The following is a 21,435-nucleotide window of genomic DNA, read 5'->3' as shown; positions in this document are numbered from 1 at the left end:
CCTACTATGAACGGAGGACTGAAAACAAGCCTAGACCTTGATGAAGGTCCGGTTTTTGTACATGTAATACAGCACGCCCCAAATCAGGGCGTAATTGCAGAGATAAAAGACAAACCTGTCCGCATCCCCGAAACACCCGCTAAACCCGGTAAACAGCACCCGGGAGAAATTGCCCGTGGGGGGGCACAGCGATACCCACATGTACACGAAAATGGCATTGCTTCCGATTACGGAGAAAAAGAATGTCAGCCAATTCAATTTCAGCACATCCGTCAGCAGGTAGAACAGAGCCAGCAGCAAATAGCACCATCCCGCCGCCCACAATACCATGGAACTGGTGAACAAACGCTTGATTATCGGGAAATCCAGGCTCCAGACATACCCCAGCGCCAGGCAGCCCGCGCCCGCGCCCAGCAGCCACGCCAGCTTTTTCCCGTGCCCCTGCACCCGTTTCAGCATCTGGCCGCCCAGCAGACCGAGCATAGTCATGGCGCCAAAACCGAACTGCGCCAGAATCCATGCATAATTCGTTCCGTCCTGCCAGTTCCCCATCAGGTATTTATCCAGCAGCAGGGCCAGATTTCTTCCCGGCTCAAGCATTCCTGCCGCACAAGAACCCACCGAGGGGTCGGAAAAAGGGACGAATTTCATCACCAGCCAGTAAACAACCAGCAACAACCCTGTTACCGCCACCTGCCACCGGACGGACAGATGAAGAAGGCAAATGGCCGCAATCAGGTAGCCGGAGGCGATGGCCTGGAGCGTATTGCAGTACAGGGACATTTTGGACGGTTCAAAACTCAGCAGATTTCCCTGCACCACCATGCCAAGCAAAAAAAGCGCCACTACCCGCCTGGCAACTTTCAGGTAAATCTTCCACACAGGCTCCGAACCGATGCGCCTGGAAAAGGAAAACGGCATGGCCGTTCCCACAATGAACAAAAAGAGGGGCATCACCAGGTCCCAGGCGGCAAACCCCTCCCAATTCACGTGCGTGCTGTGCTTCACCAGCCACTCGGGGCTCCGGTCATAAAAAAGGTTGATGCCGGAAACAACCAGAGCCAGCCCCCCGGTCAGGAAAAACATGTCAAATCCCCGCAGGGCGTCAATGGCCGCAATCCTCTGCGGCTTGGTATCGGAAAGAGAACTCATGGCGATATTCCAACTACGGCATTATGTCCGCCAACCTTTCCAAAGACTTTCTTTTTCTCAGGCTCCGTAAAAAAAACGGCTGTTTCCGGAAAAACCTGTCCTCCACGGCAACTCCGTCATGATGCCTTTCTCCATATTCCCTTCCCCGTCTTCCATGCTATGCTTTCCCCGCAACATGACCATGGGGAACGACCAATCCGGCGAACGCGACAGCGTCCGGAATATTGAAACTTACGCCCGCCTGAAAATGGATGAACTTGGTCTGGCAGACTGGCAATTCGGCTGGGACCGGGCCAAAAGAAGGCTGGGTGTGTGCCGCCTGCTGGAAAAAAGCATTACGATTTCCATCCACTTCGTCCGCGCCAATCTGGAAACCCCTCACGAAATCCGTGACACGATTTTGCATGAGATCGCCCACGCCCTGGCGTGGACCCGCCATGGGGAACGCACCCACGGACCGCGATGGAAACAGATTTGCAGGGAAATAGGGGCCGTTCCGCGCGCCGCCGCCAAACAGGACGCCGTCCGCGTCACCACGTACAAATATATCCTGCGTCTGAAAACGACGGGCGAAGTCGTCGGCAAATACCACCGCCGCCCCTCTTTCGCCAAATACCTCAAGCGCATGGCCCTGAAAGGCCGCCCCGATACGCTGGGCCAGCTGGAGCTGGCGCCTTATGAAGAATAACGTCCACAAAAGCTGAAAGAAACGAGCCGTTTCCGGTATTCTCCAGCATCAACGATCATCCCATTCCGGGCATTTCCATTTTTTACGTCTGCTCATTATCCGGAACAGCAGAGGAAACACTCAAGGTGCGCTGGCGTACGTAATCGTACACCTTCGGGTCGCTGTCTCCGGCTGCCCAGACTACCCGCAGGAAGTCGGCGGGATGAATGTTTCCATGGTCCCGGAAGAAACGGCGGTCATTCTCACAGCAGTAAATGATGTCATCCCCCATGGAACCGACGAGCTTGGCCCGCGCCTTGGCAATCAGGCGCGGAAGGTAGGGAAGACCGCAGAGTTCGTCGCCGAACCCCGGCAAATCATACCCGATCACAGGTTTCCCCTGGTAAAACTGCCCGTGCTGGACAGTCAGGAAGAAGTCCCGGCGCGCCGCCGCCATCAGCAGAACCGTGGTGGGGGAAGGTTCTCCCGTGCGGGCATAGGTTTCTACAAAATCAAACAATTCCCGCGTGCGGCAACCGATGGAAGACAGAAAGATAATTTCCTGATCCGTAAAGAAGCCGTCCACATTCCTGTGGCCTTCATGGTAGCGCCCCACCGCTTCGCGGAAAAGGTCGTAAAATGCATCGTTCCAATCTTCCTCCATCATCGGCCCGACGATTTGTGTTTGCGCTTGAAGTTAAGCATCATGATCTGCTTGGTCAGATTGGCTTCAAAACGGGCCTGTTCCTCGCGGGACATTTCCGAACGCGTCTTGAGCACCTCCTGCGCTTCCTGAATGGCCCGCTCCACGCTGCCTTCATCAATCTGGGAGGAATTAAGCGCGAGGTCGGTTACCATGAGGACCTGGTTTCCATTAACCTGCACAAAGCCGGTGCCTACCACCATGCTTTCCTCCGGGCCGTCCATGGGCTTGTAGCGGAGCTCCCCCGGTTCCAGGGAGGTAATCAGGGCCGTATGATGTTCCAGCACGCCCATCTCCCCGAGGCTGCCGGGCAGATAAACGTACTCTACAGTAGCGGTAACCGCCACTTCATCCGGGGTAATGACTTTGAACTCCATGCTCATGGTTCGGAACGGCGGGAAAAGGGTTATTTGGCTTCCTTGAGAACGTCATCAATGCCGCCGCGCATGAAGAAGGCGTCCTCCGGAACCATGTCCAGCTTGCCTTCCAGGATTTCCTTGAACCCCCGGACGGTTTCCGCCACGGGCACATAGGCGCCGGGAATGCTGGAAAAGACTTCCGCCACATGGAACGGCTGGGTCAGGAAGCGCTGAATCTTGCGAGCGCGGCTCACGATGAGCTTGTCTTCTTCCGAAAGTTCGTCCATGCCCAGAATGGCAATCATATCCTGAAGGTCCTTGTAGCGCTGCAGCACCATCTGCACGCCACGAGCCACTTCATAATGCTCATTCCCCACAATTTCCGGGGCCAGGGCCTTGGATGTGGAAGACAGCGGCTCCACCGCCGGGAAGAGCCCCTGGGCCGCCAGAGAGCGTTCCAGCACCACCGTGGAGTCCAGGTGGGCGAAGGTTGTGGCCGGGGCCGGGTCCGTCAAGTCGTCCGCAGGAACATACACGGCCTGCATGGATGTGATGGAACCGTGCTTGGTGGAAGTGATGCGTTCCTGAAGATCCGCCATTTCCTCCGCCAGGTTCGGCTGGTAACCCACGGCGGACGGCGTGCGGCCCAGCAGGGCGGACACTTCCGACCCCGCCTGGGAGAAACGGAAAATATTGTCAATGAACAGCAGCACGTCCTTATGCTCCTCGTCACGGAAGTATTCCGCCATCGTCAGGGCGGACAAGGCCACGCGCAGACGGGCGCCGGGAGGTTCATTCATCTGTCCGTACACCAGCGCCACCTTGGATTCTTCCGGTTTTTCCAGGTTGATGACCCCGGACTCTATCATTTCATTGTACAGGTCGTTCCCTTCACGGGTACGTTCCCCCACCCCGGCAAAGACGGAGAGGCCGCTGCGCGCCTTGGCAATGTTGTTAATCAACTCCATGATGAGCACGGTTTTGCCTACCCCCGCACCCCCAAAGGCGCCGATTTTGCCGCCTTTCAGGAAGGGGCAGATAAGGTCAATGACCTTGATGCCCGTTTCCAGCACTTCCGTGCTGGTGGATTGTTCGTCCAGCGGCGGAGCGCCGCGGTGGATGCTCTTCATGCCGGCGCAGGAGAGTTCGCCGCGCTCGTCCACAGCTTCCCCCAGCACATTGAAAATACGTCCCAGCACGCACTGCCCCACAGGCACTTCAATAGGGCGCCCCGTGTCGCGCACCGGCATCCCCCGCCGCAGACCGTCCGTAGAACTCATGGCCACGGCGCGGACCCAGCCGTCTCCGATGTGCTGCTGGACTTCCAGAACCAGGGTCTTGCGCCTGCCGTCAACTTCATAGTCCACTTCCAGCGCATTGAGCAGGGCGGGAAGCGTTTCTGCCTGGGAGAAGTCCGCATCGACCACAGCGCCGATGATTTGAACGAGAATGCCTGTGTTATTCATCATGGGAAAAATTTGGTGTTGAAATGGAGAAGAAAGAATGTTCTGTTTGAAAGGCGGGTAAAGAAAGCGGAGCCATGTTATTCCATAGCGCGCATGGCCGTGGTAATTTCCAGAAGTTCGTTGGTAATTTGCGTCTGACGCGCCTTGTTGTAGTCCAGGGTGAGGCCGCCGATAATGTTTTTGGCGTTTTCCGTAGCCCCCTTCATGGCGACCATGCGGGCGGAATGTTCGGATGCCCGGGCCTCCAGCACAATCTGAACCAGTCCGTGGAAAACATAAAGAGGCAGGATGGTATCCAACAGGGCGGCGGGGCTGGGTTCCAGCAGGAATTGCTTATGGGCTTCCGCTCCGTCCAGGGAAGAGCCCCCGGCCTTCGCCATGTTCATCAGGGGTTCCGGCTCAATGGGAAGAAGCTGGCGAAAGACAGGCTTCTGAACCATTGTGTTCACAAAACCGGAGAAAGCCACGAAGACGCGCCCATATTCCTCCGCCTTGAACTTTTGCACGATGAAATCAAATACCGGCTTTAGTTCCAGCAGAGAAAGGGGATCCGTCAGGCTCCAGGTGGCCTCCAACCGTTCATTCAATTTGGCGAGCGCAGCATTCAGCTTGCGGCCGATGGTGATGTAATGGGCGTTTTCCGGGGCCTGTTCCCGGACCATTTTGATCAGGTTGGCGTTCAGGCCTCCGCAGAGGCCGCGGTCCGTATTCACCAGCAGCACCAGATCCGCGCCGCCGTGGGTTTGCATCAAGGGGCTGGTGCTGGTGTCAATTTCATCCTGGAGATGGTAGAGCACTTCCGCCAGGGCGCGGATGTAGGGGCGGCCCTTGACGGCCTGGTCCTGAGCGCGGCGCATTTTGGCGGAAGCCACCATCTGCATCGCCCTGGTGATTTGGGACGTGTTTTTGACGGACTTGATCCGGCGTCTGATATCTCTCAGATTGCCCATGTGTCAGTACTCCCGTAATCGTTAGTTCCAGCTGAGCTTGAAGGATTCGATGGCGGCTTTAAGCCCTGCGTCTATTTCCGGCGTCAGGTCTTTTTCCTTCAGGATGCTTTCCAGCAGATCCGGATGCTGATCCTGCATCACCGCTTCCCACGCGTTCTGGCATTCCTTGATCCTGTCCACCGGAACATCGTCAAAGTACCCCTTTTGCATGGCATACAAGTCAGCGGCCTCCAGCCCCAGGGATTTGGGCTCATACTGGTTCTGCTTAAAGAGCTCCACGATGCGCTGGCCGCGGGCCAGCTTGGCCTTCGTGCTGGGGTCCAGATCAGACCCGAACTGGGCGAACGCCTGCAATTCCGTAAATTGGGCCAAATCCAGCTTAATGGAGCCGGCCAGCTTCTTGATAATTTTCGTCTGGGCGGAAGAACCCACGCGGGAGACGGAAATGCCCACGTTGATGGCTGGACGCACCCCCTGGTAAAACAGGTCCGTTTCCAGGAATATCTGGCCGTCCGTGATGGAAATGACGTTCGTGGGAATGTAGGCGGAAACGTCGCCTGCCTGCGTTTCAATAATGGGAAGAGCCGTCAGGGAACCGCCGCCGTGTTCCTTGTTGATGCGCGCGGCGCGTTCCAGCAGGCGGCTGTGCAGGTAGAATACGTCCCCCGGGTACGCCTCGCGGCCGGAGGGACGGCGCAGAATCAGGGAAATCTGGCGGTAGGCCACGGCATGCTTGGAAAGGTCGTCATAAACGATAAGGGCGTCTTCCCCCTTGTCCATAAAGTATTCCCCCATCGCGCAGCCGGCGTAGGGCGCCAGGTACAGCATGGCGGCGGGATCGGAGGCGGAAGCCGCCACGACGATGGAATATTTCATGGCTCCCGTTTCCTCCAGTTTCGCCACCAGGCGGCTGATGTTGGCGCGCTTCTGGCCGATAGCCACGTAAATATTGTAGAGGGGCTGGTGATCCGGAAGCTTGCCTTCCTCCGCCAGACGGTTCTGTTCCGCCTGGGCAATCATGGTATCCATGGCAATGGCGGTCTTCCCGGTGGCACGGTCCCCGATGATGAGTTCGCGCTGGCCGCGGCCGATGGGAATCATGGCGTCAATGGGAAGGATGCCCGTCTGGACGGGCACGGAAACGGACTGGCGGGAGATGATGCCGGAGGCGATTTTTTCCACCGGGTAATACGCTTCCGCCTCAATCGGCCCTTTGCCGTCAATAGGTTCTCCCAGCGTGTTCACCACCCGGCCCAGCAGGGAGCGGCCCACGGGCACGGAAAGAAGGCGTCCGGAACACTTGACCGTGTCCCCTTCCTTCAACTTGGAATCATCCCCCAGAATCACGGCGCCAACCTCATGTTCTTCCAGGTTCATCGCCAGCCCCATCACCCCGCCGGGGAACTCTATCATTTCATTGAGCATGACGCCGCTCAATCCTTCAATCTTGGCGACGCCGTCCCCCACGGAACGAATGACGCCCACGTTTTCCTGACTGACGGAAGCCGTGGCTTTTTTTATTTCTGCTTCGAGTTCTTGAAGTATGTTGCTCATGGGAAAAATTCGTTGGTTAATTGGAAAGGGTGCGGGCCATCGCAGCCAGGCGGTCGATTCTGGAACGCACGGAACCGTCCTTCACGTCGTCCCCTACCTGGATACGGACACCCGCCAACAGAGACGGTTCCACCTCCCAGCGGTAGTAGAGGGCGCCGCCATATCTGGCCTCCAGTTTGGCCTGAATCAGGGAACGTTCCTCTTCCGTGAGGGGCACGGCGCTTTGAATAGTGGCTGTACGGCTTTTCACCGCATATTCCACCATGCCGGAAAAAGCTTTCAGCAGAGCGGCATAATTGCGGGGCTTGCGTTCCGCAATTTTCCGGGCGATCAGACGCACGCGGTCCTCCGCCACGGCATTCCCGTCCATACAGAGCCGGAACAGCCTGCGGGCGGCATTTTGCGTGTCCTTTCCGATCTTCATAAACGTTTCAGGAATCCAGGCTGTCGATCGCTTCCCGGTTGATTCTCCGCTGGTCTTCTTCCGTCAGCATTTTTCCGGTAACCTGGGCCGCAGCCAGGGCCACCAGCTGGCCAAATTGTTCTTTTAACGCTTCACGCTCTTTCTGCTGTTCCAGTTCCGCAAGCTGCCGGGCTTTTTTTATGATTTCCTCAGCCTTCCGGGAGGCTTCCGCTTCCTGTTCTTCCAACAGGCGGGCAGCGGCAGCCTTGGCGGCGTCTATTTTCTCCTGCCCCTTTTCCCCTGCTTCCACCAGCATTTCATGCGTCTGTTCCTTGACGGAAGCCAGCTGCCGCTCGCTTTCCTCACGCATTTCCTCTCCTTCTTCAATACGCCGGCGCCTTTTTTCCAGAACATTCTGGATGGGTTTGAACGCCAGATAGCGCAGGATCACCACCATCAGAATGAAAGCGATCAGGTTGGCAACAAAAGGCTCCCAACTCGTTACCCCGAAGGGAGCAAAAGGATTCCAGGCTTGGTCAGCTATGAGATTCAGCATAAGATGAGCGGTTTGAACATGCCGGAAATTTTCCGGACCGGCAGGGGACGGGCGCGCCGCCCCGGAGCGGAAAAGCTCCCTCCGGGAACGGAACTTCCGTTTTATTTCACAAAAATGGAGATCAGGGCCACGCCTTCAATCAGGGCCGCCAGCGTGATGGCAATCACCATAATGGGGGAGGAGGCTCCGGGGTTGCGCCCGGTGGCTTCCGCGGCTTTCGAGCCGATGAGGCCAATGCCGAGGCCGGCGCCGATGGTGACGAGGCCGAAACCTACGTTGCCGGACAATTCGGCCAGGGAGGTCATTGCGATAGGATCGATCATGTTATTGGTATGGTTTATGTTTTTTGTTGAACGTTCCCCCACAGGTCGCCCATGGTCCGGAACGGAAAGTTGGCGGTACGGTTTATGAGGCTTTTCCGGGAGGCGGGCTGTCCGGAACGGGAAGTTCCTTTTCCTCATTTTTGGAGGTATGGCCGTGGGCGTCATCGTCCCCTACCTGAAGTTTCAGGAAAATCGCCGTCAGGAGCAGGAAAACCAGGGCCTGAATGAACCCCACAAGCAGTTCAATCGCCAGAAACGGCAGTACGCACAGGGCGCTGAGCACAGGCCCGAACATGTGGGCCATGGTGTCAATAATCGTCTCCCCGGCGTAAATATTGCCGTAAAGACGGGCTGCCAGCGCAATAGGGCGGATCGTGATGCTCAGGACGTCCACCAGCCCCACAAAGATGAAGATGAACACCAGTACAAATCCCATGAACCCCGGCAGCCTTCCCTTGGGGCCGAACAGATGCATAAAGAAGCCTTTCAGTCCCTGCTCCCGGATAGACCAGTAAAGCCACATCAGCGCATAAAAAATACCCAGGAACATCGTCACGTTCATGTCCGCATTCGCACCGCGGAACAGCGGCACCCCATGGTAAGTGACGGTTCCCACCCCGGGAAGAAGCCCCATGTAATTGCTGACCAGAATAATGGTGAAAATAGTCCCGAAGTACCAGAAATACTTGCGCGTCAGGCGCGGCCCCAGAAGGGACTTCACAAAGTTGTACAGAGTCTCAAAAAAGTATTCCACCGCATTCTGCAAACGGGAAGGCAGGATGCGCATGGAACGGGTGGCGGACCATACGACCCCCCCTATCAGAAGAACCGCCAGAAACAGCATCAGCATTGAGTTGGACACCGGGAGCTCAATGCCTCCGGGCAGCGGAATGGAAAACAAATGGGGAGCAGCCTGTTCCAATCCGTGCTCCGCTCCTTCCTCCGCCGCACAGGCGCTGCCGCCCATAACGCCGGACACGGTCAACGCCGCCAACCACAGGAACTGGAAAAATCTGCTCATTGTCTTTCTCTCACCATTACTTGTGCCAACTCCTGTAAATACTGGAAGAGGGAATCCATTCCCTTTATTTGACGGTTTTGATTATGTACTTCCCTCTTTCTTTTGGCAAGCCCAAAACTTGGCGCACACGCAAATTGTATACATTTGTACATAATTTTAAAGCCCGCCTGGATGACCACCGCGTCATGAACACAACCTTTTCTCCATCAACAAAAAAGGCTTCCGGGATAAACTCCCGGAAGCCTGCAGGAAAAACTGGACGGAGGAAGGCCGTTACTTGGCGGCGGGAATAATATGGATGTGGTACACATCCCTGCCGTCCGCGGCCTTGCGCCCCGTGGCATGCACTCCCGTAACATCGGAAGTGATTACATCCAGGGTTTCCACAGTCTTCCGGAGCTTCTTGCTGCCCTCCGCCGCGCTCTTCAGGGCGTCACGGACCGGAACCAGGTTAAGCTGAAATTCGAGAGGGGCTCCCTGCGCCGGAGATTTCACGGATTCCCTGAGGACTTCCAGGCCGAAAGCCTTCGGCATGCTGATTGCCCAGCGGGTGTCGGAAATGCTCACTACCGGGTTCAGATCGGCGCCCAGAGGGCATTGGTAATCGTAGGTAGTGATATCCCCGTCCACGGAAGACTGGGGAGCGGGAAGCTCCGCCATTTTACCCTGGCTGAGCAGGGTGACGACAGTTTTGGCGGCATGAGTCACTTTCTGCCAGGCCTCGCCCAGAGCGGCGCGGTTGTTCACTTCATACGCAGCGGAGAAGCGCGGCGCCGGCACATTCTTGAGCATGGGATTGGGAGCGCCCTGCATGTCCATCATGAATACGCCTGAACCCGTAAGGCCGGAAAGAGCAGTTTTATAAGCCTTCCAGAGCTCTTCAATGGTAGGCCTGGCCATCTGGATCATAGGGGCGGCCATGCGCACCTGATCGCTCACATCATGCTTCGGGTTGGAAATATAGGCATTGCCGTAGTCCCATACAATCTGGGCAAGATTACCGCACAGGGAACAACCCATATCCATCATCTGCGGATTGACCGTGCAGGAGGAATACAGCACTGTGGACGCACCCGGACGCACGCCGCTCATGGCGGAGGGAGCGTCCAGCTTGTAAAATTCAAGCGGATATGTGCATGCTTCCACATGCACCCCCTGATCCTGCCATGAATAGTAGGAAACGGACGTGGCCTTCCGGGCCAGCTCTTCATACATGCCAAGCGTGCTGCCCCTGATGGAATCCAGAGCCGTCATGGAAGGAGCCGGATCGGCAATCTTCCAATCGGCGCCTATTGCCTGCATCACGTCCTTCAACCCGGTGAACATGCCCTTGTAATAGGCCAGATCCATGTTAATAACCCCTTTGACGGAGGCTTTGTCTGCGAAAATCAGACCGTAGGACGGATACTGGGACCGGGCATCGGCCATGGAAAAATCAGGTCGAGACAGCACGGAGTCCTGGGGAGAAGAGGCTATGCGGACCTGTTTTTCAGGATTGGTGGTTATAAAGCCTACCAGGGTATCCTCCACAAAAGAGACGGCTACATACAGCCTGGATTCATCCAGACGAACGAGCGCCGCCTTGAGGCGGTCCATATTTTCCTGGGAAATGTCCATCTGCCCCTTTGCCTCCTCCAGAAGCTCTTCCAGCTTCGCGCGCACCTTTTTGCAGTCCACTTCCGCCACCTTGCAGGCCAAGCCATTGTAGGTCTTTTCGTACAGGGAAACCATTCCATGCAGCTCCATATCCTCCTGAAGATTGGCGTCCTTCAGGAAAGCTTTGGCCTGGGCCAGGGCTTCCGGCGTCAGTTTGGCGGCAATCATCACGGGCGCCGTCGCAGCCTGGGAAGGGCGTAAATCCATCAGCTCAGCCCACTGCGCAATCATCTCGACCCCCTGGCCGCCCATGGCCTCCGCTTCCGCGCCATCGTCATCCCCGCTTCCATCCTTTACTCCCTGGAAAAGCCTGTAAACGGATAAAATTTCCTTCATCTGGTTCAGGCCCATCCTGGTAAAAGAGGACTGCGCGCTATCCAGCCACGGAGCCCATTCGGGGCCCAAGCCGATCATCGCGTCAATGACAGGACTGCTGAAAGAACATTTCCGCTGCACGGGTTCGGGAGCGTCTTCTCCCGGAATGGCTATGGATTCATCGGCCACCTCCCCGGATGAACAGGAACTCCAGGTTTTAACCATGTTCAAATTCTGAACGCTCTTCATGATGCCGGGGATATCGTAAACCCCCGCTACCACCCCCATATCCTTGGGAAAGAGGGCGGCTATTCCGAGGCGTTCGGCACGCTTTGCCACCAGATCGGAAGCAACGGAAGTCAAAGGATCAGGCGAAGCGGCGGAAGTCAGGCCGGCCGTATCCTGGCCGGCCTTGGCGGAAGATGATTTATCATCGTCAGAGCAGGCGGCAAGAGCGCAGGTCAGCGCCAAACAGGGTATGGAGTAGAAATAATGCTTTTTCATTATCTTTAAACGTGGGGTCATGATGTCATCCGACAGGAACGCCGCTCCTTGCGGCAACAGTCTCATCAGCGCACCGTCTTCATTATACAGGCGTTTTCCCGCGAGACGCAAGCACAATGCAAAGCATTAACGCCACTCAGGGCGCGCAGGGCGTTGACGCATGGAGAACCTTTCCGCGCCGCCCCTTTCCGCATCTTCCCGGGATTTTCCGGAAACCGCAAAAACGCTCCGGATTTCCCTGAAAAACGGATTAAAGGGGTTCCGCCATGGGAATATCATCCTCCGGCAGGGGAGACTGCGGCGCGGGAGCGTTTACGGGAGTGGAACGGTTGAGATGGCGGGGAATCTGCTGGGGCAGCCCGGGAATGTAATCGGAGTCTCCCCGGCGCGGCGTGAGGGGGGCCGCAGAAGGCTCCTCCGACAACGGGGGCGCCGACGGCCCGGCATGCCCTGAGGAACCGCCCACCGGGGTTGCCTTGATTTCCGCATCGGAAGAGTCATCCAGATCGGCAGGGATTTCATCAGCCTTGATCGGCTCCATCCCTTCCGGATCATACAACCCGGGGGGCAGGTTGTCCGGCACGACGGCAGGGGCCCCGCTCCGTTCCCGAAGAGCGGCCGCGGCCGTTTCCGGGGTTTCCTCCACCGGTTCCGCCACCGGAATGTCGTCCTTGGGCGGGTCAATAATAGCCTTGATGTCTTTTTTCTCCGTTTCGAAAAACTCCTTGACGATGGGAGCGGCGGCGGCTCCCCCGCCCAGCCGTTCGTGGGCGCGGCCTTCATACAGCACCACATAGGCAAAGCGCGGATTGTCGCAGGGCATGAAACCGGCAAACCACGCCAGACGCTTGTCTTCCCGTTCCGGCCCCCATTGGGCCGTTCCTGATTTGCCGGCGATACTGGAATAGGACAGGCGCGCACGCCCCCCCGTACCGGCTTCAACCACTTCCCTCATCCCCTTGCGCACGCTGGACAGAGCACGCTCATAAGCAGGAAGCGGGCGCTGAACTTCCTGGGGCTTGGGCGCGTAAACGACATTGGCGTTGCCGTCCTGAATCTGCTTGATGAGCTGAAGCCTGGGCAGATACCCGTTTGCCACGCCGGACATCATGTGCGCCACCTGGAGGGGCGTAACCAGCAGCGTTCCCTGGCCGATGGACAAATTGGCGGCGTCTCCGGACATGAAATCGCGCTTGTAATTGCGGATCATATAATCACTGGTTGGAACCAGGCCGGGATCGTCCGGAATGGGCAGGCCGGTCCGTTCTCCCAGGCCGAAGGCGCGGGCCGTATCCATCAGGGTTTCCGCACCCAGCTTCAGGCCCATCTGATACATGAACGGGTTGTTGGACATCGCCAAAGCGCGGACGCAGTTGACATCCCCCAGGGGAGTCTTGCTCCAGTTTTTGAAAACGTGGTTGCCGATCGTCACGGAAGCCGGGCAATAAACGAGCGTATTTTCCGTGATTTTGTTGTTCCTCAAGGCACTGGCTACCGTCAGGACTTTAAATGTGGAAGCGGGAGGATAACGGCCCTGGAAAGCACGGGCGCCCAGAGGACCGGCAGGATCATTGCGCAGGGCGTCGTAATCCTTCTGGGATATGTTTGGAATGAACATGTTCGGGTCATAGGACGGAGTGGACGCCATCACCAGAACTTCACCCGTCACGCAGTCCAGCACCACCATGGCGCCGCGCCTCTTGCCGCGGGAAAGGATGCGTTCCGCATCCTTCTGCCATTTCAGGTTGAGGGTGGTGACGACAGCTCCGCCGGGCTTGGGGCGTATTTGCAGTTCATCCAGAATTTTGTTGCCGTCTTCATCAAACATCAAACGCCATACGCCGGGCGTTCCGGTCAGATTCTTGTTGAATTCCTTTTCCAGCCCCGCACGGCCTTCCACCTGTTCCCACAGCGGGTCCATGTGGTTGATGGGGCCGGTTGGCAGTTTTCCCTTGGATCCCACATAGCCGATGATATGGCCGGCGATTTCCTTCTCCGGATAGGAACGGATGTAAATGGGCAACAGTTGAAGCCCGCGCACGCTTTTCACCTTGTCCTTCAGCTTTTCCGCTTCTTCCGCACGAATGACGTTCGTGAGCGGAAGAGGCAGCCAGCGGCGGTGCTCATAATGTTTCCAGAGCTGTTCGTCGGAAAAAGACCACGCCTTTCCGGCAATTTTTTTGGCCTGTTCCAAACAGTTGCGCCCGAATTCCACCACGCGGGAACGGTCGGGGTTTTCAAAAATTTCAAACCGCAAAGCCAACTGGTAGGCTACGGAAGTCACGGCCAGCGGTTCCCCGTTGCGGTCCAGAATGGGGCCGCGCGGCGCGGGAATCAGCAAAGCCATGGTCCTGGCGGAAGGGCGCGTGCTGGTGTGCGCTTCCCGCGCGGCGTCCAACCGTCCCCCTCCGAGGGAAGGAATCAGGGACAGGGAATCCAAGCCATTCTGTTCCTTTTCCGTTTCCCCGGGCATCTCCGGAGCGGCGGCCACGCCTTCCCGTTCTCCGGAGGCCGTATCGGAATCCTTTTTCCTGTCTCCCAGGTCAACCGTTTCCACAGCGTCATCCTCTCCGCGCTGCTCCACCGCGGCCTGGCGCACGCCCCCTCCGGAAGATGAACGGCGCGGGGCGGACTGGCCCCAGGCCGTATCCGCCGTCCACGCGGCCAACCCGGCCAACAATACCAGGGAACGTATCAGAACCTTTATTTTCATCAGTTTGCAGGAGTGTGGCAAATATACCGCAAGGAATCAACGATTATTCGCGCTCACGCTTATTCCTGAACGATGACGGTTGTTCCCAGGCCGCATTTGTCAAACAGGATGCGGCACGCCTCTACCGGAACCCGGATGCACCCATGGGAGTTGGCGTCCCGGTACACGGTGCCCACATGCAGCCCTATCCCGCCATGAATGCGCATCCACAGCGGCATTTTGGCGCCGATGAATTTACCGCCGGACGGCACGCGGGAAGAAGAGGTAGCGTCCGAATTCACGCACAGGCCGCTTGCGTCAAACACGCTGCCGTAAGACCGGGAACGGTAGTCCGCATCTTTTTGAATGATGGAAAATTTGCCGCGCGGTGTTTCATGGGCGGATTTGCCCGTGCAAACGGGAAAGTCCATGGCCGGCTTGCCATCAACCCACAACACGCCCCGCTGATCCTTCAGATGAATGACGATTTTGCTGTTCCGCGTCCGCGCCTGCTGGATACGTTCGTCATGATACCAGATATCGCGCGTGAAGCGGTACTGGGAGTCCGCGACAAAAGCTTCATAGGAAGACGCATACCTGCCGTCTTTCATCAACGGCTTTCCAAGAGGCGTCCTGGGGGTAGAGGAACAAGCGGACAAAAACAGGGAGACACACAGAAAAAAAAGAAAAGCGGGAAGGGTGTGCGGCATGCGGCCTGCTTTACCTCCTTCCCCCGTGGAAATCAAGCACGATTCCCCTTCGTCCCGCCATGTTAGGCGGAAACATGATAGAAACTCCTTTTTTATCCGTATGATGCTTTTGTATGCCCGATTCCTCTTCCGTCGCCGCCCGTTCTCCCCGCCTGCACTCCCTGGACGCCCTGCGCGGACTGGACATGCTCATTATCCTGGGCCTGGACGCCCTGGTTCTGCTTCTGGCTTCCAGAAATCCGGAAAGCTCTTTTCTTCAGGAAGCCGCACGCCAGATGACGCATGCCCGCTGGGAAGGATTGCACCTGTATGATCTGGTATTCCCCGTCTTCGTCTTCATTTCCGGCGTTTCCATGTCCTTTTCCCTGGGGAAATACACCAGCGGAAACGCTTCCTCCGCCCCAGGGCTTCTCCATCTCTGGAAACGGGCTCTCGTCCTGGCTTTTCTGGGGCTCCTGGTCAACGGAACGCTTACCTGGACGGACAGCATGCGTTACGCCTCCGTTCTGGGGCTGATCGGTTTTTCCTGCGCCATTGCGGGAACCTGCATCCTGCTGTGCCGCCGGACGGGGGCCATTGCCTCAGCGGCGGGGGTCATCCTGGCCCTCATCACCCTGCTCCAGTTCACCTGCGGCAACTTCACGCCGGACGGCTCCGTCAACTCATGGGTAGACAGGCACTGGCTACCCGGGCGTCTGCATGGGGGAGTTTTCGACCCGGAGGGACCGCTTTGCGTCGTCTCCGCCTCCGTCCTGTGTCTGGGAGGATGGCTGGCCGGGAAATTGTTGAAGGAAAGCCGGCTCTCTCCCGCGCGCCTCTGCGCGGCAATGGCAGGAGCGGGCCTTCTCCTTTTCTGCGCCGCCAGGATGCTGGACGGCCTCTACCCCATCATTAAAAGCATGTGGACAGGCACTTTCGTCCTGGCCGCCGCCGGCATCTCCCTGACGCTCCTTTCCCTGTTTCATCTGGCCGTCGATGTGTGGAACAAAGGGAAATGGGCCCTGTGGGCGTTTCCCCTCCGCGTTATCGGCATCAACGCCCTGACCGCCTACCTCATCAACTCCCTGCTCAACATTCATGCACTCAACCGGCGCGTCTTCAGCGGCATAGCAGATTTTTTCACACCTTTCCAACCCGTCTTCCTGGCTGTATCCCTGCTGGTGCTGCAATGGCTCGTCTTGTACTTCCTTGACAGGCGCCGCGCTTCCCTCGCCCCAAAAGCGGCCAAGTAACCGGGCGGCGGAACTCCCGGCCATGGCTGCCGGTGTTCTCTGAAAAAACGAAGTTCCCCTGTAAGACGGCCAGCCGACGTTATTTCTTTCCTTCAACGCCCTGAAAAAAGAAATAAAGCGGAAACATTATTTTTTGCTCGTTTCAGAGAAAAGCTCTGCCATCCTTTCCGGAAAGAGGCAAAGCACGTTCCTTCCACAATTCCTCCGGGTTCCCCCGCCCCATTTTCCAACCCTGTGATCATTCCATGAAAGCAATCATGTTCCCGGTTCTTGCTTTGGCGGCCCTGAGCGCCTGGACCGGCGCCGCCCAACCCCGGACATCCGCCATTCCTCCCATACCGGGCAAAAAGGCGTATCGGCTTTCGCTCCCACCCTACCAGGCCTTCTGCTGGTTTTCAGCGGATCGCGACCGCTGGCCCGGAGACGGAAACCGGGTTCTTCCCTGGTTCGGACGGACATCCCCCGGCAACCTGCTGGACAGCAGACCGAATCCCAGCACCGCCAAACCGGGGGACCATGCCATGTTCGCCCTGTTCCACCTCAAAGACGGCAATTTCATGGCCTTGCTCCCCGTCGCCGCCCCTGATTCCCTCTCCTGGCTGAAACTTGAAAGGGACGGCACATTCCTTGTGGAAGACGGCTCGCTGGGAACTTCCTCCGCCAAACCGCAGACCGTTCTGGCCGTCACCGCCACGGACAGGGATATTTACCGCGCCTGCTCCGCCGCATGGAACAAGGCCCTTTCCCTTCCCTTCATCAAGGGCAGAACCTTTCCACGGGAAAAGAAAATTTACCCGGAACCGTTCAAGTACCTCGGCTGGTGCAGCTGGGAGCAGTACAAAAAGAATATTTCCTCCAAGCTGCTTGAAGAAACGGCCAGACAACTGGAAGCCTCCCCCGTTCCCGTCCGGTGGATGCTGGTGGACGACGGATTCCAGACCCAGGAAGACCTTCAACTGGTCAGTTTCCAACCCCGGCAGGACCGATTCCCCCGGGGCTGGCAGCCACTGATGAAACACAAAAGCCCCAAATTGAAATGGATGGGCCTGTGGCACTGCTATTACGGCCTCTGGAACGGCATTCACCCCAGGCACCATCTGGACGGCGATACCGCCCGCGGGCTGGTCCGTACCGCCAAAGGAAGAATCTTCCCCGGTGACGGCCCCGGAGGAGCCGGCGCGTTTTATACCCCTTTTCTCCAATCCGTCAAAAATGCCGGGTTCGATTTCGTGAAAATTGATGTGCAGGCGGAATACCTGAAACATACGGACGGCCTGGACAACCCAGTCCGCCACAATACCAGGTGTTCGGAAGCCCTGGAACAGGCCTGCCGGGAAACCGGCCTCAGCCTGCTCAACTGCATGGCGCAGGGCACCGTCAACATTCAGAACACGCGTTACAGCGCGGTCACCCGGTGCAGCATTGACTACAAGCTGGGAGACGAAGCCATGGCCAAATCCCACCTCCTCCAGTCCTACGCCAATACGCTCTGGCTGGGACAGACCGTGTGGCCGGACCATGACATGTTCCATTCCACAGACCCCGCCTGCGCCCGCCTCATGGCCGCATCCAAAGCCGTCTCAGGCGGTCCTGTCTATCTTTCAGACCCGGCAGACAAACTTAACCCGGAAAACATCATGCCTCTCGTCTGGTCGGACGGCCTTCTGCTGCGCCCGCTGGCGCCCGCCGTTCCCCTGCCGGACTCCGTTTTTCTGGATGCCCTGAACGAGAACCGCCTGTACCGGGTAATCGCCCCTCTCCCCGGTCAAAGCGCCGCCGTGGCGGTGTACAACCTCAAACACCCTTCCCCGGCGGAACCGGTGCGGGGGAAAATTTCCCTGGAGGACTATAAAAGCGCGGCGGCCCTGCTGAACGGCAACGCGGCGGAAGCGTATGCCTCTCTCCCGCCGGAGGGCATCGCCGCCTATTCCGCAGAGGGAGGCCGCGCGCTGACTCCGGCACAGCCGGACCTGGACGTGGAGCTGACGGGATTCAAGGACCGCCTGTTCATCATGGCCCCTATCGTCCAAGGCTGGGCCGTCATCGGCAGGAGGGACAAATTTCTCTCTCCCTGCGCTCTGGATTCCTCTCCCGGGTACAGGGAAAACAGCCTCCGCTTCCGCGTGAAGGAATCCGGGCCGGTCGTCATCTGGCGGGGGAAAGGTCCGGTCAAAGCGGGGAACACGCCCGTGAAAAACCTGGGGAACGGGTTTTATGAATTGCAATTCCCCGTCTCCAACCGCCCCCTGGACGTCACTGTAACAACGGAATAATTCCGCACATTTCCTCTCATTTTTTCCTGCTTCATTTTCCATGAACCCGCTGCATCCCCTCCTTGCTTTCTCCCTGTTGCTCCCGCTCTGCCGGCATTCCATGGCCTCCGACGCGGTTCCGGCCGCCATTTCCGCGCCGAAGCCTGAGACCTCCAGGCAGGCGATAGAACAATTCCTGGGGCTTACCGCCATCTGGATGCTGGAAATGGAATGGACCCACGCTTATGCCAATAAAACGCCCAAAGCGGAGGATTTCCGGAATGCCATGCTGGCGGCGGGCCTTCAGCAATGCCCCGCGGACTTCCGGGAAGCATGGCTCCAGCAAACGGCCAAACCGGGTCGCAATTACGCGGCTCCCGTCCTGCGCAAGTACGGCGTCAGCCTGAAAGACCTCAGGGAAAGGCTCCAGGGCAAACTGTTCAAAATCAACCCACGGGTGCATCCTCCCATCCCCCTTTACGACGAAGGGGAACAAATCCCACGCATGGACCCGCGCACATGCGGAGACCCCGGGGCTATCCTGGAAGCCCTGGCCGCCCTGCGCGCCCAGATTATGGGCCTCACCCCGGCCCAGCTGTCCCAGGCCAGACAGTCCATTGAACGGGTCATGCTGGAATTCACGCTGGCCTACATGGAAACCGCCATCTGCATGGGCACTGCGGGCATCCGGGAAAGCCAGGTCAGGGAACTGTTCGCCCCCATCAGAACAGAGGGATGCCCGGAAGACTTCCGGCGTGCCTGGCAGCACGATCTGCCTTTCTTTCTCAAAGGCCGCTTCACGGGGCCGGAACTGACTCTCTCCGCCGTCTGCAAAAAATACGGAGCCAACGAGCAGGAACTCTTACTCAAGGTAAGACGGAAAATGAAGGAATGGGATATCCAGCCGCCTACTCCGCAGACTCAGGATGCTTTCCGCCGGGACATGCGGGAAATCCGGGAAAACATGCTGGGAGGGAGATAGAAAACAGCCTTTCCGCATGCAGCGCCTTTCGGGAGCCTTCCCGGACATCAGGCCAAAATCACCCCAGCAGCCCGGCATCCATTCCTTCGTTATATTCCCAGATTCCCTGCTCCGCCATAAACGCGCTCCAGCTGTTGAGCAGCTGTTCAAAATAGGCGGCGTTCACATTGAAATGGTAAAATGTGTGGTCCGCCACATCCAGAAGTTCAAATCGGGAACAGTTCTTCTTTTTTCTCCACAACTCCGCCAGCCTCTCGCTGTTGCGCCACGGCAGAAGCCTGTCTCTTCCTCCATGACTCGCAAACAGGGGAGGCAATCCTTTCTGCACGCGCCGCAGGGGGTTGACGGCATCCCTCTGGTCCGGAGGCATCATGCCGCTCAGTTTAAAAGCGGATTGCGCCGTCAGGTCGCACACGCCGCGGAACAAGGCCACGGCGGCGGGGCCGGGAGGGAGGGGCGCCTTTTTGCGGAACAGGGACCAGCGCGCGGGGTAGTCCGGAAGGGCCACATGCAGGGCCATCAGCCCCCCGGCATCGCTCCCCGCCACAGTAATGCGGACCGGGTCCAGCCCCAGCAATGCGGCGTTCTCATACGTCCAGGCCCATGCTTCCCTGCCTTCTTCCAGAATGTCCATGGGCTCCACTTCATAATCGCCGCGCGTGCGGAACATGGGTATAATGCCCACAATGCCCTGCTGTGCAAGATGAAGCGCCCACGGCACAAAATCCCCCAGGCTCTTGCCCACCCACATGCCGCCGTGAAAAAAAAGCACGGAGGGAGCGGACGCGTCCGCACGATGGCCGGGAGGGAAAAAGACGTACGCCATCAGCTCCTCCCCGTCTGAAAACCGCCTCCACACAAAGCCGGGCTGTTCCCGCAACAGTTTCCTGTACCGGGCTTCCGCCAAATGATCGGCTTCCGTGAACAATTCCATAAGAACGGCTTCATGATGCAATTGTGTTGCACTCCGCGCAAGTTTGATGTCTAAATAATCGTGTAATGACTTTCCGTTCCATTTTCTCCCTGGCCTGTTGCGCCGCAGCCCTTCTTTCCCCCGCTTCCGCAGCCCCCCGGCCCGGAGACGCCAAACTGAGAGACGACCTGGACGTGGCCTACAATACATGGCGCCTGCACTTGCTGCGCGGCAATTATGACGGCTGGAGGGCCACAACCTCCGCCTACCGCCAGGTGAAAGTGCGCAATCTGGCCGTCTCGGAAAAACGCCCCTTTCCCGCCTCCCTGTTCCGGCAGCCCATGGCTCCCCCTGCGCTCGCTCCTCTGATGTACGTAGGCTCCGTCGTCAACGGCCCTACGGCCGCAGCCACTTATTACGGCAAGGTGGATCTGGGGCTGGACCAGGAACCAACGGATTCGAACGCCCTGGTGCTGCTGTTCACCCATGAAAACGGCAAATGGAAATATGACCAGGCGCGCTTTTTCAACCTCACCCGCCTGCCCGCCGTCAAAGAACGCCTCAAACGCGGAGACGCCTCCGTGCTGATGGAGCAGGACGGATTCCAGCCCCTTGGGAAAATTCCCGCCGTGCCGCCTGTCTGCCCGCCGCCCAAATACATCGCAAAAATTCTGGTGGACTGCCCCGGTCGCACCGTCCAGGCGAACGTGAACAATATTTCCCTGCATGAATTCGACAACACCCGCCTGGCGGAAGTCATCTCCGGCGGGCTGAGGGACGGGACCAACTCTCTCACGCTGAACTTTTCCGACAGCCCGAACGGGAAAAAAGGCGCCGTACTCGTGGAAGTGTACATCATGCCGGAAACCCCGGGCTACCTGCCCGCCAGGGCTTTTTCCTACTTCGTCCCCCCCCAGGCGCAACCCAAAAGCGGCCCCGTGCTGATTAACGTCACGCCGGAATTGCTGAAGACCATGGAGCCGAAAACTTCTTCCCCGCAGGCAGCCGCCGGCAAATAAAACCGT

Annotated in this window: 19 protein-coding genes; 5 read left to right on the top strand and 14 right to left on the bottom strand. The window is 58.0% G+C overall.

Translation table 11 applies throughout. The features are described from left to right. Positions 1-30: 30 nt before the first annotated feature. On the bottom strand, positions 31-1,152 hold the full coding sequence (locus CI070_RS12545; RefSeq protein WP_094136920.1) for an acyltransferase family protein: 1,122 nt from the start codon (positions 1,150-1,152) through the stop codon (positions 31-33). 154 nt (positions 1,153-1,306) lie between these two features. On the opposite strand from CI070_RS12545, the gene CI070_RS12540 reads away from it, so the two are divergent. Next, on the top strand, positions 1,307-1,840 hold the full coding sequence (locus CI070_RS12540; protein ID WP_179218481.1) for a SprT-like domain-containing protein: 534 nt from the start codon (positions 1,307-1,309) through the stop codon (positions 1,838-1,840). Between the two features lie 82 nt (positions 1,841-1,922). On the opposite strand, the gene CI070_RS12535 is transcribed toward CI070_RS12540, so the two are convergent. From CI070_RS12535 to CI070_RS12475, 12 genes are all read right to left on the bottom strand, one after another. Next, entirely contained in the window at positions 1,923-2,486 is a 564-nt protein-coding gene (locus CI070_RS12535) for a DUF5069 domain-containing protein (protein WP_094136918.1), read from the bottom strand. Then, entirely contained in the window at positions 2,483-2,905 is a 423-nt protein-coding gene (gene atpC, locus CI070_RS12530; protein WP_094136917.1) for an ATP synthase F1 subunit epsilon, read from the bottom strand. Before atpC ends, CI070_RS12535 begins: the two co-directional genes overlap by 4 nt. Before the next feature lie 23 nt (positions 2,906-2,928). Continuing rightward, positions 2,929-4,347 (bottom strand): F0F1 ATP synthase subunit beta, encoded by a 1,419-nt coding sequence (atpD, locus tag CI070_RS12525; RefSeq protein ID WP_094136993.1) that lies wholly within the window; start codon positions 4,345-4,347, stop codon positions 2,929-2,931. A 77-nt stretch (positions 4,348-4,424) separates the two neighbouring features. Beyond that, complete coding sequence (atpG, locus tag CI070_RS12520; protein ID WP_094136916.1) at positions 4,425-5,297, bottom strand: ATP synthase F1 subunit gamma; 873 nt, start codon at positions 5,295-5,297, stop codon at positions 4,425-4,427. Positions 5,298-5,318: 21 nt separating this feature from the next. Then, positions 5,319-6,851: a F0F1 ATP synthase subunit alpha gene (atpA, locus tag CI070_RS12515; RefSeq protein ID WP_094136915.1), complete on the bottom strand. Its 1,533-nt coding sequence runs from the start codon at positions 6,849-6,851 to the stop codon at positions 5,319-5,321. A 16-nt stretch (positions 6,852-6,867) separates the two neighbouring features. Beyond that, the gene (locus tag CI070_RS12510) at positions 6,868-7,275 is read right to left on the bottom strand and encodes a F0F1 ATP synthase subunit delta (RefSeq protein WP_046436712.1); all 408 of its coding nucleotides are present in this window, start codon (positions 7,273-7,275) and stop codon (positions 6,868-6,870) included. A gap of 7 nt (positions 7,276-7,282) precedes the next feature. Continuing rightward, complete coding sequence (locus CI070_RS12505) at positions 7,283-7,810, bottom strand: F0F1 ATP synthase subunit B family protein (RefSeq protein WP_094136914.1); 528 nt, start codon at positions 7,808-7,810, stop codon at positions 7,283-7,285. A 101-nt stretch (positions 7,811-7,911) separates the two neighbouring features. Beyond that, positions 7,912-8,133, bottom strand: a complete 222-nt coding sequence (locus CI070_RS12500) for a h+transporting two-sector ATPase C subunit (protein ID WP_022198527.1) — start codon at positions 8,131-8,133, stop codon at positions 7,912-7,914. 82 nt (positions 8,134-8,215) lie between these two features. Next, positions 8,216-9,154: a F0F1 ATP synthase subunit A gene (gene atpB / locus CI070_RS12495; protein ID WP_094136913.1), complete on the bottom strand. Its 939-nt coding sequence runs from the start codon at positions 9,152-9,154 to the stop codon at positions 8,216-8,218. Between the two features lie 273 nt (positions 9,155-9,427). Continuing rightward, on the bottom strand, positions 9,428-11,629 hold the full coding sequence (locus CI070_RS12485; RefSeq protein WP_143245684.1) for a hypothetical protein: 2,202 nt from the start codon (positions 11,627-11,629) through the stop codon (positions 9,428-9,430). A 250-nt stretch (positions 11,630-11,879) separates the two neighbouring features. Next, positions 11,880-14,342, bottom strand: coding sequence for a penicillin-binding transpeptidase domain-containing protein (locus tag CI070_RS12480; RefSeq protein WP_094136910.1), 2,463 nt, complete (start codon positions 14,340-14,342; stop codon positions 11,880-11,882). Between the two features lie 59 nt (positions 14,343-14,401). After that, positions 14,402-15,031 carry a L,D-transpeptidase gene (locus CI070_RS12475; RefSeq protein WP_143245683.1) on the bottom strand — a complete coding sequence of 210 codons (630 nt, stop codon included), beginning with the start codon at positions 15,029-15,031 and terminating at the stop codon, positions 14,402-14,404. A gap of 113 nt (positions 15,032-15,144) precedes the next feature. Between CI070_RS12475 and CI070_RS12470 the strand changes: the two genes are divergently transcribed. From CI070_RS12470 to CI070_RS12460, 3 genes are all read left to right on the top strand, one after another. Then, on the top strand, positions 15,145-16,263 hold the full coding sequence (locus CI070_RS12470) for an acyltransferase family protein (RefSeq protein WP_094136908.1): 1,119 nt from the start codon (positions 15,145-15,147) through the stop codon (positions 16,261-16,263). Positions 16,264-16,508: 245 nt separating this feature from the next. Next, positions 16,509-18,536 carry a Sip1-related alpha-galactosidase gene (locus tag CI070_RS12465; RefSeq protein WP_094136907.1) on the top strand — a complete coding sequence of 676 codons (2,028 nt, stop codon included), beginning with the start codon at positions 16,509-16,511 and terminating at the stop codon, positions 18,534-18,536. 40 nt (positions 18,537-18,576) lie between these two features. Beyond that, positions 18,577-19,497: a hypothetical protein gene (locus CI070_RS12460; RefSeq protein WP_094136906.1), complete on the top strand. Its 921-nt coding sequence runs from the start codon at positions 18,577-18,579 to the stop codon at positions 19,495-19,497. A 58-nt stretch (positions 19,498-19,555) separates the two neighbouring features. Here the strand turns inward: CI070_RS12460 and CI070_RS12455 are convergent, their stop codons facing one another. Beyond that, positions 19,556-20,431 carry an alpha/beta hydrolase gene (locus CI070_RS12455; RefSeq protein ID WP_179218475.1) on the bottom strand — a complete coding sequence of 292 codons (876 nt, stop codon included), beginning with the start codon at positions 20,429-20,431 and terminating at the stop codon, positions 19,556-19,558. 65 nt (positions 20,432-20,496) lie between these two features. Here CI070_RS12455 and CI070_RS12450 point away from each other — a divergent pair, with 65 nt between their 5' ends. Next, positions 20,497-21,429: a hypothetical protein gene (locus CI070_RS12450; RefSeq protein ID WP_179218473.1), complete on the top strand. Its 933-nt coding sequence runs from the start codon at positions 20,497-20,499 to the stop codon at positions 21,427-21,429. Positions 21,430-21,435 lie beyond the last annotated feature (6 nt).

Source organism: Akkermansia muciniphila (assembly GCF_900184965.1).
Taxonomy (GTDB): domain Bacteria; phylum Verrucomicrobiota; class Verrucomicrobiia; order Verrucomicrobiales; family Akkermansiaceae; genus Akkermansia; species Akkermansia muciniphila_A.
Note: the sequence above shows the minus strand (reverse complement) of the source record. Positions and strands in the feature narration are given on the sequence as shown.